This is a genomic window from Cerasibacillus quisquiliarum (genome assembly GCF_014202495.1).
GTDB lineage: Bacteria > Bacillota > Bacilli > Bacillales > Amphibacillaceae > Cerasibacillus > Cerasibacillus quisquiliarum.
The window spans coordinates 37,367-51,682 of record NZ_JACHHA010000010.1 but is presented as its reverse complement, the minus strand read 5'-3'; the positions used below and the strand labels follow the sequence as shown (position 1 = coordinate 51,682).

The window sequence follows — 14,316 nt, the reverse complement described above, 5'->3', positions numbered from 1 at the left end:
TTCGCTCGTATATAGCGAACGCTATTATTTTTATGCTGAAATATACTTACTACGAATAAGTCTTAAAGAGTTTAGGGTAACAATAAGTGTTGCTCCCATATCGGCAAAAATCGCAATCCAAAGTGTTAACCATCCTGGAATGACGAGTAGGAGAGCAAGTAACTTTAATCCAAGCGCAAATGAAATATTTTGTTTAATAATTGCAAGTGTTTTACGACTAAGTGCCACAGTGTACGGTAATTTAGATAAATCATCACTCATTAAAGCGATATCAGCTGTTTCAAGAGCTGCATCTGTTCCAGCACCACCCATCGCAATTCCGACTGAAGATCCAGCAAGTGCTGGTGCATCATTAATTCCGTCACCAACCATGGCGGTTTTTCCGTATTGTTGTTGTAATCTCTTTATCATTTTTAATTTTTCATCTGGTAATAATTCCGCTTTAACTTCCGATATACCAAGTTCGCGGCCAATGGCAAGTCCCGTATTTTTATTATCACCCGTTAACATAATTGTTTTTTCTATACCGATTTGATGTAATTGATCGATTATATCGTGACTTTCTTTACGTACTTGATCAGCAACAGCGATTAAACCGAATATTTCTGTTTTTGTTCCGAGAACGATGACGGTTTGACCATCCTTTTGTAATTCGTTGATTGTATGACGAATGGTTTCAGACGTTGTTCGTTCAATATTAAAAAAGGCAGGACTTCCAATATAGTATTCAGTATGTTTAATCGTCGCTTTAGCGCCTTTTCCTGTGATGGATTGAAACTGTTTTGCATCATATTTAGGCACTTGTACCTGTTCTGCATAATTAGTGATCGCCTTTGCTAGCGGGTGTTCGGAATAAGATTCAATGGCATGAGCGATTGACAAAATCTCTGTTTCATTTTTATCATTTAATGGTATGACATGTGTTACTTTTGGTGTTCCTTCCGTTAGTGTCCCTGTCTTATCAAAGGCAATCGCTCGTAAATGTCCTAAATCTTCTAGATGAACACCACCTTTAATTAAAACACCGTGTCGTGCCGCGTTACCAATTGCTGTGACAATAGCGACAGGTGTGGAAATAACGAGTGCACAAGGACAACCAACAACAAGTACAGCTAATCCACTATATACCCATGTCGACCAATCCGCTTGGGCGAATATTGGTGGTATAATAGCAACGAGTAACGCTATTAACATGATAGTTGGCGTGTAATACTTGGCAAATCGATCGACAAACTTTTGCGAAGGGGCTTTTTCAGCTTGTGCCTCTTCAACGAGATGAATGATTTTAGCTATCGTTGTATCTTCAACATGTTTTGTAACTTTTACTTCTAGAAATCCTTCTTTATTAATGGAGCCAGCGAATACTTCATGACCAATTGATTTAAAAACAGGAAGCGATTCACCCGTAATAGCAGCTTCACTCATATAAGATTCTCCGCGAATGACTTCTCCATCCATTGCAAGCCGTTGTCCAGGTTTAACGAGCATGATGTCACCAATTCGGACATCTTCTACTTTCATTTCAACTTCTTGATTATCTCGCTTAATAATAGCTGTATTTGGAGCAATATCCATTAAAGATCGGATCGATTCCCTTGCTTTATCAATTGAATAATCTTCTAAAGCTTCACTAATTGCGAATAAAAATACAACAACAGCACCTTCAGCCCATTCACCGATAATAGCTGCACCGATTACCGCAATCGTCATTAATGTTTTCATATCAAAATCTAATACGGATAAATTTTTAAATCCTTCGATAAACATTTGATAACCACCGATGATAATAGCAGTTAAAAATAATCCGATGGTCACAACATGATTCTCGCCATAATTAAAGTGCGATATATATCCTAATAATACGAAAACAAGAGAAATTAATACGGTTTTATTCGCCTTTTTCTTCCAAAAAGGTTCTTTTGTTTTACTAAGGCGTATGTTTTCTGGGAATACTTTAATATCATCAAATGCGCCAGCTTCTTCTAATTGTTCAATTGAAGCTTCACCATGTATTGTCACTTTCGATGCTCCAAAATTAAGTTGAACATCTTCAACTGTTTCGATATGACGAATGTTCTTTTCAAATTTTGCAGCACAGTTTGTACAGGATAATCCTTCAAGACGATATGTTTGTGTTTGTTGTTCAGACATCGTGATCCTCCTCATGTGCATGGACCATGGCAATATAAATTAATTGTCTAACATGGTCGTCCTTTAAAGAATAAAAGACTTGTTTCCCTTTTCTTTGGCTTTTTGCAAGGTCCATATTCTTTAACAAACGTAAATGATGAGAAGCTGTAGCAGTTGTTGCTCCTATAATATGAGCGACATCACATACACATAATTCTTTTTCAATCGTTAGTGCATAGGCAATTTTTAAACGTGTGGAATCAGCCAAAGCTTTAAAAATCTGTTCTACACCATCCACTTGTTTTATTTTTGGCTTTACGTCATTCACAATTTCTTCATCATAACAATATATATCACATGTTTGTTTATCATTATCAGCGTGGTTTACTTTAGACATCGGAACACCTCATTCAAATATTCATTTGAATGTATTATATGAAAGGAGAATGGTATTTGTCAATCAAATATACATTTGAATGAAAGGGGTTTTAAAAGTTTCTCACATTTGGCAATTCCAACAGATTGTGCTTAAATAAAGATAATGAACAATGACGAGGTGATAGGATTATGTTAGCGCTTTGGTCGATTCCAATTGGTGTCCGCATTCTTCTCACAGTCCTTGTTTTTATTGCGTTGATTTATATTTTATACCGCTTCCGAGCTGAAAAAAATCCTGTTCAAGATTCCCTTGAACTGTTAGAAGAACGAATGGAAAAAGGTGAAGTGAGTTTTAAGGATTACTTGCATGCTAAGCGAAGCAGGGGAAAATAGGTCATTCATTTATCAATCAAATGTGCATACATATTAAATAAAGCTTATGATAAAGAGAGGATATAAAAAGATGAAGAAAACGAGAGTTGGGATTATTTTTGGTGGAAAGTCAGCTGAACATGAAGTATCATTACAATCTGCAAAAAATATCGTTGATGCGATTGATGAAGAGAAATTTGATGTTGTCCTTGTTGGGATTGATAAAAGCGGAAAATGGCACGTGAATGATAAACATTCATACTTGAAAAATGCTGATGATCCAAAACATATTGAATTAAATAAATCTAACAAATCAGTTGCAATTATTCCAGGATCGAATGACCATCAGTTCATTCAGACTGAAACCGCTGAAGTCCTTGAGCAATTGGACGTTGTCTTTCCAATCGTTCACGGAACATTAGGTGAAGATGGTAGCTTACAAGGTATGTTAAGAATGGCTAATTTACCATATGTAGGTCCAAACGTGTTAAGTTCGGCTATTTGTATGGATAAAGATATTGCGAAACGTCTGTTAGCAGCTGCGGGAATAAAAGTAGCCAAAGGGCTTGTCTATACCCGATCAAAAAAACAGCAAATCCATTATCAAACAGTTGTGGAACAACTCGGCTTACCACTTTTTATTAAACCAGCTAATCAAGGGTCCTCTGTCGGGATCAGTAAAGTCGAAACAGAAGAGCAATTTATGTCAGCGATTGAGTTTGCTTTTGAATATGATCATAAAATCGTCATAGAAGAAACCATTCGTGGTAGAGAGGTTGAATGCTCTGTTCTAGGTAATGAATATCCGATAGCTTCTGTGCCTGGTGAAATTTTACCGAAGACTGCCTTTTATTCTTATGAATCAAAATACATCGATGAAAAGGGTGCTGAACTTGCTATTCCAGCAGACTTAACAGAAGAAGAAATTAAAAAGGTTCAAGAAACAGCTATTTATGCGTATGAAACGCTTCAATGTGAAGGATTGGCACGTGTTGACTTCTTCTTAACGGATAATGGTGATTTATATGTCAATGAAATTAATACGCTTCCAGGATTTACAAAAATTAGTATGTATCCGAAATTATGGGAAGTAAGTGGTATGTCGTATACAGATTTAATTACAAAATTGATTGAATTAGCTATCGAGCGTCATGAAGCAGATCAGAAGCTTAAAAGCTCAGTATGGGATGAGAAATAAGCAAATAGCTTAATCCAATGCAAGCGAAGAATTAAAGACATTTCTTCGCTTGCTCTTTTAATGACTATCGGCTTTTTATTTATCTTCTAAATCGTTACTTGTTAAATCTTGGTCTTCTGCAAATTCTGTGCCATACCTGACATCTTGATAAGATCCTTCTTGCATTTCCTCATGATGAATATCATCTGTTTGATCGAATAGCAATGTAATGGCGAACAATCCACTTAAACCGACAAGACTATAAATCGTTCGAGAAAACGCTGCATCTTGTCCGCCGAAAATTGCAGCAACAAGATCAAAATTAAAAAAACCAATCAAACCCCAATTAATGGCACCGATAATGGTAAGAATAAGCGCAATTCTTTGTAATGTCTTCATTGTTTTTACTCCTTTCTTATGAGAGTTGTATATATTTCTTAGCATTGATTAATTCGATTGTTTTATACAGAAATAAAGATATTGTTTTGTGGGAAGTGAAATTAAATGAGCATTATAAAGGATTTAATGATATGAGAAGAATAAAAAATGAAAGAAGTGAAGAAACGATTGTTTCGCTTCTTCACTTCTTTTTCTGAAACATGATTTACATACCGTATACTGTAAATTTGTCATCTGCTTTTGTACGCCCTTTATCTTCAGGTATATCTTCAAAATAGCCTAGATGTAAAAAGCCGACAATTTTTTCATGTTCTTGAACATTTAAAAGTTTTTTCACTTCTTCATTATAAATATGTGGATTTGTTTTCCAAACGACTCCGAGTTTCTTTTCCCAAGCTAATAACCAGAAGTTTTGAATCATAGCAGCTGTTGCACCGAAGTTTTCATCCCATTGTTTAGGGAGTGGTGGTGCTTCCATAACGACGACTAAAATTGCATTTGGCTCCATTAAGTAATTTTTACGATTTTCTTGCATCTCTTCTGGATATGTTTTAGCTACTTTTTCAGCGAATTCTGGTAAATGATCTTGATTTATAAAAATAAACCGCCAAGGCTCACGCATTCCATGAGTTGGTGCCCATACAGCATCATTTAATAATTCTAAAACAAGTTCTTTCTTCACTTCTTGATTTGTGTAGCCTTTTTTTATGGAACGACGCCCGCGGATAATCTCTCTAAGATTAGATAACCCCATCTTGATTTGTCTCCTTTATGATTAATTGATAATCATTATCAATTAAATTATATCGAATGAGAGCAGAATTTGCAACTTTCCCTTATATGATAAGCTCAATCCATTTAAAGTAATATGAGTGTTTATTTATTATTGATACATGATTTTCATATCACCAGGTTTAATCCACCCTTTTTTTATAAACCATTCAGAAAAGATTAAACTAATGATAGCCGGTGCTATAATATGTAGACCAATTATTAGCCATAATATATGCCATGAAAACCCCATTGATTCAAATGTCATCATCTGCCCAACTAATCCACTCGTTCCCATCCCTGCTCCAGAAGGATTATTCGTTAATTGGAAGACGATTGTAGCAAAAGGAGCAAGAACTGCTCCAGCAATTGTAGGTGGTAATATAATGAGGGGATTTTTAATAATATTTGCAACTTGAAGCATCGACGTTCCTAGCCCCTGTGCTAATAGACCACCAATACCGTTATCACGATAACTTGATACAGCGAAACCAATCATTTGTGCAGAACAACCTATAGTAGCTGCTCCAGCTGCTAGACCATCTAAACCGAGCATCAAAGCAATAGCAACACTTGATATCGGTGCAGTAAGTGCCCATCCCATAAGAACAGCAACGATAATTCCCATAATGAAAGGTTGTTGTTCTGTTGCCCAATTAATGATATGACCGAAACCAGTCATAAACGAATCAATTGGCTTACCAATTAAGCTCCCTGTTACAAAACCAATAAAGATCGTAACAAAGGGGGTGATAATAATATCAATGCGTGTCGTTTGATAAACGAGTTTTCCAAATTCTGTAGCAAATAATGTTGCAACATAACTTCCAGCGGGTCCACCAAGTTCAGCTCCAAATGCTCCAGCAAATAAAGCAGAAAACAAAACAAGTGGCGGGGCTTTTAGTCCATAGGCAATTGCAACACCGATCGCACCACCCATAATTTTCGCATCCATGGCGAAGGAACCCATATCAATCATGTAGCTGCCGATTGTTGACATGTCAATGGTTACAAGTTGTTCACCAATTGTTTTAATAATAAGACCGATAATGAGTGAAGAGAATAGTCCGAGTGCCATATAACTTAAAGCTGTAATAACGTATTCTTTTAATGATAAAGAAATGCCTTTTTTTCTTAGAAATGTTACCATTTTGAAAACCCCTATCATTTGTGAAGTATTTCACATAATTTTTAAAAAATATACTATTAATTCATTTATACGTTATACAAATTGGAAATGCAAGTAGCATATAATATTAACACACGATTTATTGAAGATTGAAGACCGTATCATTTTATGAGAGACTAAGCATAAAATTAAAGCCTATAGAAAAGCCGCCAGCACCGCTTGGCGGCTTTTCGCGCAACCCTGGGCTAAAATCGCGCAACCCTGGGTCAAAATCGCGCAACCCTGGGCGAAAATCGCGCGATTTCAAGCGGGATTAGTAACGGTTTGCAAATTGATTTGAAACATGTTATATTCTTTAACAATATATTTTTCGTTCAAATAAGAGGGGAGGTATAATGGATGCGAAGAGTGACTTTAGAAGAAGTATTTGTTCATCCTACGACTCAGAAGTATTTAAAACGTTCAGGTGTTGCTCACGCCATTCAGGTAACAGAATATGCTTATATTTTTGCGAGAAGATTCCAAGTCAATCCTGATCTTGCGACAAAAGCGGCTTTATTACATGATGTTGGACACTATACTTGGTATAAAAATGGCGAATGGGATTATCAACAGTATAAAGAAAATGATATTCATGCGATTAAGGGAGCAAATCGTGCCCATGAATTACTAATGGAAATAGGTGAAAATCCACGTCATGCAAAAAAAATCGCCATCGCTATATTACTTCATACGGATTCCTATTTACCTGAGGGTCAATTGAATTTAGATCCTCTTCAGCAAGTTGTTGCTTTAGCTGATGAAGCGGATGAAGAAGCAGGTGGTCACCATCATTATAAAAAAATAGATCCTAATACTGCTCTTGAGCGTATCCGTGCCCTCGATGCCAAAATTGACGAAGAACAACAAATAGATAGAATAAAGCTGATTAACTAATCCTCACAACAAATATTACATCAACATCCTCTTCTTTTTTTGTCATTTTCATGAATACTTCCTGAAACTAAATGTTTGACGAATTAATGAAGAATCATATACTATACTTTATGCACATTATTTATAATAAAAAGGAGTCATAACCAGATGGAATATATTTTGCTAAGTTTGATGCTTATCATCATCTTAAGCATTTATTATAAACGTTATGTCCCTGTCCCTGGTGTGAAACGTTTAGAAAAAATGCCAGGTGATGATGTAACGTTAATTGATGTTCGTGATTATAATGACATTGTATACGATCATAATTCTCAAATTATCCATATTCCGATACCTTATCTAGGACGTAACTACCAGCAGATTCCAACGAAGAAAGTTGCAATTATTGCATCAGATCGTATATCTCGAAATGTTAGTATCCGTGATTTGAAAAAATATAATTTTCATGTTGTAGGTTACTACTGTGTTCCAGAAAAAGAAACCATTACAAGTCAAGTAGCACCGTCAACATGTATTTAAAAATAGGATAATATTTAGTTAAATAAAAAAAGAGTTCAGTATCGGACTGGACTCTTTTTTATACAAATGAAGTTGCATATCAGTTATAGAGTATCTAAACTTCGGTACATTATGGAATGCCCTCTCTTATATAAACTCTTAATAAGATAGATCTTCTAAATATTCTTCCAGTGTAATTCCTTTTTCCATTATTTCCTTTGCAGCCTTTTCACCAACATAACGCAAATGCCAAGGTTCAAATTGATATTCAGTAATCGATTGTTTTCCTTTAGGGTAGCGAATAATAAAACCGAACTCATGACAATGCTCTTTAATCCATTTACCTTCATCTGTTTCACCGAAAGCTTCATTAAGTAAGAAGTTAACGTCAGGGCTTGTTACGTCCATCGCTAACCCCGTTTGGTGTTCACTTTGTCCGGGTTGAGCACTATATTTATTTGCAGCATCTTCACCATCACGTTCTACATAGGCCGTATACAATTCTTTTTGACGTTCATATGAGCGATAACCTGATTGTGCAAATAAATTTAAATCTGCCTTTTGAGCTGCGGCGAATAACTTTTCTAATGCAGCAGCTGCAGGTTTACGCATCATTTTTTTAGGTAAATCTTCTGTAAATGGAAAAGGCACATCAGGTACGACAAGATCTTCTGGAACAAAATCTTCAGGAAGCATATGTTTTTTATTCACTAATACTAAAATTTCATAAGGATTAAATTCAATATTGTTCTCGTCAAAACCATTACCAGGTTGGATGTCAACTTTTTCCTCAAGACAATTTTCTAGTATAGCTTTCACTTCATGATTGTATAAACCAGTGACTTCGAGTGAATCACTTTGTTGTAGCTGGATATCAGTCATAGCCCACACGGTTTCTTCGTCAAATATACCAGACTCTTTAACTGTGTAACCTATGCTCTTAAGTATGTGTTGCACAGCCTTAACATCTTCACCTTGATCTCCTTTTTGAAGGGGCGTATCAGGTAGAATCATTTTTTTAACCTCCTCGTTTTTTTGTGTAGCACCGCTTTCAACTGAAGGAGCTTGTTTCGATTTATTTGCTAGATCTACTTCTTCACAAGCTGTTAAGAAACATAAAAGAAAGATAATGAAAAATACATTTCTAATATTGACGTGCATCGTTTGTCCGCTCCTTATTTTATGAATGTCATTAAATTATTTACGATCCATTGCAAACAAACGACATATTTCTATAATAACTTTAACGGCTTTTTCCATATTATTAACAGAAATATATTCATACTTGCCATGGAAATTTTCCCCACCAGTAAAAATATTCGGAGTCGGCAAGCCCATATAGGATAATTGCGAACCATCTGTTCCACCACGGATTGGTTCAATAATAGGTTCGATATTTAAATTTATCATCGCTTGTTTTGCTATTTCGACAATTTCCTTAACGGGTTCAATTTTTTCTCGCATATTATAATATTGGTCTCGTAAATCTAATATGACACGGTCATTTCCATACTTTTCTCTCGTTTTTTCAACAATTTGTTTAATCAGATCTTTTCGTGCAGAAAACTTATCTTTATCAAAATCACGGATAATGTAATAAACTTCCGCTTTTTCAACATCACCATTAACGGAAATTAAGTGAAAAAACCCTTCATAGCCTTCTGTATATTCAGGTGCTTCCTGTTCAGGTACATGTTGAATAAACTCTGCAGCCATCTTACCAGCGTTTACCATTTTGTCTTTCGCTGTACCTGGGTGAACATTTTCCCCTTTAAATATTATTTTCGCTGATGCTGCATTAAAGCTTTCATATTGGAGTTCGCCAAGTGGGCCACCATCTATCGTATAGGCAAAATCTGCATTAAACTTTTCGACATCGAATTTATGCGGACCACGGCCAATTTCTTCATCAGGTGTGAAAGCAACTCGAATGGTGCCGTGTTTAATTTCAGGATTATTTATTAAGTATTCTAATGCTGTCATAATTTCCGCGATACCTGCTTTGTTATCTGCACCTAGTAACGTTGTCCCATCAGTCGTTATGAGCGTATGTCCTTTATAGTTAATTAATTCAGGAAAATCATCAGGTGACAAGGCAATCCCTAAGTCTTCATTTAACATGATTGCTTGACCATCGTAATTCTCAACAATTTGTGGCTTAACATTTTTTCCTGTAAAATCAGTTGCTGTATCAACATGAGCGAGAAAACCTATCGTAGGGACGTCAACGTCTGTATTGGCCGGTAATGTAGCCATTAAATAACCATTGTCATCAAGTGTTATATTTTCTAGTCCAAGCTTTTCTAGCTCGTTTTCTAGTAAGTGAAGTAAATCCCATTGGCCTTTAGTAGAAGGGGTTGTTTGACTGTTTTCATTTGATTGGGTATCGATTTTAACATATGTAGTAAGACGTTCGATTAATTGTTCTTTCATAATTATTCAGCTCCTCATTCATATATTATTTTATTTTATCATATTCTTTTATAAAATATTTTTCATAGATTAAAAATTTGCTAACATAGAAGGTAAAGATGGGAGGCGATATGACGTTGGCGAACTTAATTCACGTTCAGCATTTAAAAGAAAAACTAGATAAAAAAGAGCGTCTAACTGTTATTGATGTTCGTTTTGATTTAACTGATGAAACATATGGTTATAAAGTTTATCAAGAGGGACATATTCCGACTGCTATTTATCTTGATTTAAATAAAGATTTATCTAGACCGGTAAGTAAACATGGTGGAAAACATCCTCTACCTGATTTAGCTTCTTTTGTCGATATACTCGGTAAACATGGGATTAATCATCATACAAAAATCGTTGTGTACGATGATGGGCGTGATATGACTGCTGCGAGACTATGGTGGATGTTGCAAGCAATTGGTCACCGAAAAGTCTCTATATTAGATGGGGGATTAACTGCTTGGAAAGAAGCGGGACTTTCGTTAGAAACGAGGCTTCCTAAACAAAAGCCGACTGTCTATAAGGCAAAACAGACATATAGACATACTATTAACATCGAAGAACTAAAGGAAAAGTTGAAAAACAAGGCGGCCATTCTAGTGGATTCGCGTTCGAAGGCGCGTTATCTCGGAAAAATAGAACCACTTTATCATAAGGCGGGACATATTCCAGGTGCTAAAAATTATTTCTGGAAAGATGTATTTACGGATTATGGTCAATATAAAAGTAAAGCCATGTTAAAACAACATTTTAAACAATTGCCAAAAGATACGCCTATTATTGTGTCCTGTGGTTCTGGTGTTTCAGCATGTCCTAATATTTTTGCACTTAAAAAAGCAGGCTATGACCAGATTTACTTATATCCTGGTGGCTACAGTGATTGGATTTCCTATGAGGATCATCGTGTGGAAACGAAGGAGGAGTAGGATATGGCTCTTAAACGACGTTGTCAATGGGTGACAGACGATCCTATATATATTGAGTATCATGATCACGAGTGGGGAAGACCGTTGCACGACGATCGCTTACTATTTGAAGCGCTCTGTTTAGAAGGCGCTCAAGCAGGTCTAAGTTGGATAACGATTTTACATCGGCGTCATCATTACCGAGAGGCTTTCAGTCAGTTTCAACCTGACATAATAAGCCAATATGATGATAAAGATGTGCAACGTCTTTTGAACAACGTAGGAATCATTCGGAATAAAAGGAAAATCCTTTCTGTTATAACAAATGCCAAAGCTTTCCTAAAAGTTCAAAAGGAATTCGGTAGCTTTAATAAGTACATTTGGCAATTTGTTGGTGGCCAACCGATTTTAAATAAGTATGAATCATTAGAAGATATACCGAAGCAAACAATAGAATCAAAATTAATGAGTCAGGACTTAAAGAAACGTGGCTTTTCCTTCGTCGGTCCGGTCATTTGTTATGCTTTTATGCAAGCAACAGGAATGGTTAATGATCACACGATTGATTGTTTTTTATCGCCATATAACAAGAAGAAGATAAGAACTAGTTGAAGGCTTCCCTGTCAGGTAGATAATGGAATTCATAAAAAAGGACTTTGGCTTTGTATTGAAGAGAGTTCTAGAGCTATTTAATCGTTTATTTATTCCTTAATAGTATATAAATAGAAAGGTTATATGATATTTAAAAGTAAAAGTGTATGAAATCAAATGTATAAATCATGATTTCATACACTTTTAATTGGGCTATGTTCTAGTTTCGTCTTAATTATTCAATAATGACAGCTGTTCCATAGGCTATGACTTCAGCAGCACCGTTCATAACTTGTGACGTTTGATAACGCATACTAATGATTGCATTGGCTCCTAACTGGCTTGCTTCTTCAATCATACGATTTGTTGCTTCTTCCCGAGCCTCTATCATTAAATCTGCATAGCCTTTGATTTCTCCACCGACAAGTGTTTTAAATGATGCACCGATATCTCTTCCAACGTGTTTGGCACGGACGGTACTTCCTTTAACGAGTCCATACGTTTTTGTGATATTTTTTCCGGGAACATGATTTGCTGTAACGACTAACATCATCTATCACTCCTAGACTGTATGATATTTTCTCACCTCACTATACGGTTTAGCGAATCAAAGGTTTCACTTTTATTTAGATTGGTCAAAAAAGGATACGAACTTAAAGACTTTTAGCTCATCTTGTAGCTGTATTGCTAAATCAGCTAAATCACTGGCATTTCGTGTAATTTCTTCCATTGCATTTGAAGATTGCTCAGCTGAAGCTGCTGCTTGTTCAACTCCTGCTGCAGATTCTTCTGAAATAGCAGCAATATCACTAATTAAGTGATTCATATTATCACTTGTCATACTCATTTCTTTTAAATAGGTAGAGATACTTTTAATTTTTGTAACCATATCCGTGATGGATGAATGAATGACGGAAAAAGTCTTTCCAGTTTTTTCAATTTGGTTTGTACCAGATTTCACTTCGTCATATCCTTGGTTAAGTGAATGAACAACTTCATCTGTTTCTTCTTGAATATTGTTTACGATCCTTGTAATTTCACCAACAGACTTGGCAACTTGATCAGATAGCTTTCTGACTTCTTCTGCAACGACAGCAAATCCACGTCCATGTTCACCTGCACGCGCCGCTTCAATGGCGGCATTTAAGGAGAGTAAGTTCGTTTGATCTGAAATATCTTTAATCACTGATACGAGATTTGATATTTCGTTAGACTGTGCATCTAAACGTTGAACTTTTTTAACAGATTCTTTAACGATTGTGTCAATTTGATTCATTTGTTTTACAGATTGATTCATAAGAGTTGTACCTTCTTCTGTTAGCTGTAGCACATGATTAGAATGAGATTCTATTTCTGAACCATTTACTTCTGAAAGGGTGACTTTCTGAACAAAATGAGTCATTTTTTCTGCTAAATCTGACGTCCTATTTGCTTGTGTTTCTGTACCAGAAGATAGTTCCTCCATCGTTGTAGCAATTTGTTCGCTACCTTCTTTAATGTCACGTGCTGATTGGTTAAGTGCATTACTTTGATTAGTAAGAACCTTTGAAGCGTTTGCCACCTTGGATAAAATATTTGTCATATTTCCTTTCATTCGATTTAATGCCTGTGCGAGTTGACCAATCTCATCATTTCCAACGTCATTCATATCAGATACAGCAAGATTTCCTTTTGCTATTTCAGACGTGATGCTAACGACTTTCTTTAAATGACTTGATATTTTTCGACTGACATAAATCATTAACATAACACCAATCATGATGACAGTAGGTAAAGCAATGACTAAGGCGATTGTACTTATTTTTAAGTTCGATTTCGCACTAATTACAGATTTGGCTTCTTCTTTTTTCACCATGTCCATTAATTCATCGACGAGTTGTATCGTATGAGCTCGTAGTTCTGAGGTTTGATTTCGAGTTGATAGTGCCATATAGTCACTTTTCATATCTACGTATTTTAACACTTCATCATAAAATATCTCATTTACTCTCGCATCATTTTTTATGATGTTGTTAAATGTCGTTCGTTGCTTCTCTGTTTGAAGTTGCGGTTTGACTTTTTTAATCAGTTGATCTAATTCAGCTTGATATTGTTCAAATGCTTCAATATAACGCTTACTATTCGTTAGTAAGAAATCCGATATTTGTACATCTTTCGTCTGAATAATAGCCGCCATTTCTGACATATCACTTACGAGAGAACTTGTGACTTCTACGTCTTCTAAACTCTTGTTACCTTGAAACATTTGAATAAATACAATAACACCAGCCACTATAAAAAAGAAAACTGTTAAAAAGAAAACGGTTATATATTTTCTGCCAATTGAATAATTGTTCCATTTCAGAAAACTCTTTTCAAATCTTTTTCTTTTTTGCTTATGTTTTTTCATCTTCTCGTGACCCCCAATTCCCTTATCCAATCGCATCTCGTCATTTGAAAAGACGTCTGTAAAATGCATTTATATAACAATAAATAGAACACTAATTTAGCGAAAACAAAGATGTTTTATTTTATATCGACATAAAATAAAAAAATGTTTAATAAATGATTCGAATTAATATTTGATA

At 35.5% G+C, this 14,316-nt stretch carries 15 protein-coding genes; 6 read left to right on the top strand and 9 right to left on the bottom strand.

Annotated elements, in window-relative coordinates; all coding sequences use genetic code 11:
• Positions 1-30: 30 nt before the first annotated feature.
• Together HNQ35_RS10635 and HNQ35_RS10630 are read right to left on the bottom strand one after the other, a co-directional pair.
• Positions 31-2,151: a heavy metal translocating P-type ATPase gene (locus HNQ35_RS10635; protein WP_260173526.1), complete on the bottom strand. Its 2,121-nt coding sequence runs from the start codon at positions 2,149-2,151 to the stop codon at positions 31-33.
• Positions 2,144-2,527 carry an ArsR/SmtB family transcription factor gene (locus tag HNQ35_RS10630; RefSeq protein ID WP_146938115.1) on the bottom strand — a complete coding sequence of 128 codons (384 nt, stop codon included), beginning with the start codon at positions 2,525-2,527 and terminating at the stop codon, positions 2,144-2,146. The genes HNQ35_RS10635 and HNQ35_RS10630 overlap by 8 nt, the downstream gene beginning before the upstream one ends.
• Before the next feature lie 170 nt (positions 2,528-2,697).
• Between HNQ35_RS10630 and HNQ35_RS10625 the strand changes: the two genes are divergently transcribed.
• Both HNQ35_RS10625 and ddlA read left to right on the top strand, forming a co-directional pair.
• Positions 2,698-2,901 (top strand): hypothetical protein, encoded by a 204-nt coding sequence (locus HNQ35_RS10625; protein ID WP_146938116.1) that lies wholly within the window; start codon positions 2,698-2,700, stop codon positions 2,899-2,901.
• Between the two features lie 70 nt (positions 2,902-2,971).
• Positions 2,972-4,078: a D-alanine--D-alanine ligase gene (gene ddlA / locus HNQ35_RS10620; protein WP_146938117.1), complete on the top strand. Its 1,107-nt coding sequence runs from the start codon at positions 2,972-2,974 to the stop codon at positions 4,076-4,078.
• A gap of 75 nt (positions 4,079-4,153) precedes the next feature.
• On the opposite strand, the gene HNQ35_RS10615 is transcribed toward ddlA, so the two are convergent.
• The 3 genes from HNQ35_RS10615 to HNQ35_RS10605 form a co-directional block, all read right to left on the bottom strand.
• Positions 4,154-4,456 carry a DUF378 domain-containing protein gene (locus HNQ35_RS10615; RefSeq protein WP_146938118.1) on the bottom strand — a complete coding sequence of 101 codons (303 nt, stop codon included), beginning with the start codon at positions 4,454-4,456 and terminating at the stop codon, positions 4,154-4,156.
• A gap of 205 nt (positions 4,457-4,661) precedes the next feature.
• Positions 4,662-5,210: a nitroreductase family protein gene (locus tag HNQ35_RS10610; protein WP_146938119.1), complete on the bottom strand. Its 549-nt coding sequence runs from the start codon at positions 5,208-5,210 to the stop codon at positions 4,662-4,664.
• A 129-nt stretch (positions 5,211-5,339) separates the two neighbouring features.
• Positions 5,340-6,377, bottom strand: a complete 1,038-nt coding sequence (locus HNQ35_RS10605; protein ID WP_146938120.1) for a PTS sugar transporter subunit IIC — start codon at positions 6,375-6,377, stop codon at positions 5,340-5,342.
• 378 nt (positions 6,378-6,755) lie between these two features.
• Between HNQ35_RS10605 and HNQ35_RS10600 the strand changes: the two genes are divergently transcribed.
• Positions 6,756-7,292 (top strand): HD domain-containing protein, encoded by a 537-nt coding sequence (locus tag HNQ35_RS10600; protein ID WP_146938121.1) that lies wholly within the window; start codon positions 6,756-6,758, stop codon positions 7,290-7,292.
• Between the two features lie 147 nt (positions 7,293-7,439).
• Positions 7,440-7,811 (top strand): rhodanese-like domain-containing protein, encoded by a 372-nt coding sequence (locus HNQ35_RS10595; RefSeq protein ID WP_146938122.1) that lies wholly within the window; start codon positions 7,440-7,442, stop codon positions 7,809-7,811.
• Between the two features lie 138 nt (positions 7,812-7,949).
• On the opposite strand, the gene HNQ35_RS10590 is transcribed toward HNQ35_RS10595, so the two are convergent.
• Together HNQ35_RS10590 and pepT are read right to left on the bottom strand one after the other, a co-directional pair.
• A complete protein-coding gene (locus HNQ35_RS10590) occupies positions 7,950-8,951 on the bottom strand; it encodes a D-alanyl-D-alanine carboxypeptidase family protein (RefSeq protein ID WP_246118087.1) in 1,002 nt (333 codons plus the stop codon).
• A 36-nt stretch (positions 8,952-8,987) separates the two neighbouring features.
• Entirely contained in the window at positions 8,988-10,223 is a 1,236-nt protein-coding gene (pepT, locus tag HNQ35_RS10585; RefSeq protein ID WP_146938123.1) for a peptidase T, read from the bottom strand.
• A 110-nt stretch (positions 10,224-10,333) separates the two neighbouring features.
• Here pepT and HNQ35_RS10580 point away from each other — a divergent pair, with 110 nt between their 5' ends.
• Both HNQ35_RS10580 and HNQ35_RS10575 read left to right on the top strand, forming a co-directional pair.
• Positions 10,334-11,179, top strand: coding sequence for a sulfurtransferase (locus tag HNQ35_RS10580; protein ID WP_246118088.1), 846 nt, complete (start codon positions 10,334-10,336; stop codon positions 11,177-11,179).
• 3 nt (positions 11,180-11,182) lie between these two features.
• Positions 11,183-11,770 (top strand): DNA-3-methyladenine glycosylase I, encoded by a 588-nt coding sequence (locus HNQ35_RS10575; RefSeq protein WP_146938125.1) that lies wholly within the window; start codon positions 11,183-11,185, stop codon positions 11,768-11,770.
• 214 nt (positions 11,771-11,984) lie between these two features.
• Here HNQ35_RS10575 and HNQ35_RS10570 read toward each other — a convergent pair whose 3' ends face one another.
• Together HNQ35_RS10570 and HNQ35_RS10565 are read right to left on the bottom strand one after the other, a co-directional pair.
• Positions 11,985-12,299 carry a YbjQ family protein gene (locus HNQ35_RS10570; protein WP_146938126.1) on the bottom strand — a complete coding sequence of 105 codons (315 nt, stop codon included), beginning with the start codon at positions 12,297-12,299 and terminating at the stop codon, positions 11,985-11,987.
• Positions 12,300-12,371: 72 nt separating this feature from the next.
• Complete coding sequence (locus HNQ35_RS10565) at positions 12,372-14,138, bottom strand: methyl-accepting chemotaxis protein (protein WP_146938127.1); 1,767 nt, start codon at positions 14,136-14,138, stop codon at positions 12,372-12,374.
• Between the last annotated feature and the right edge of the window lie 178 nt (positions 14,139-14,316).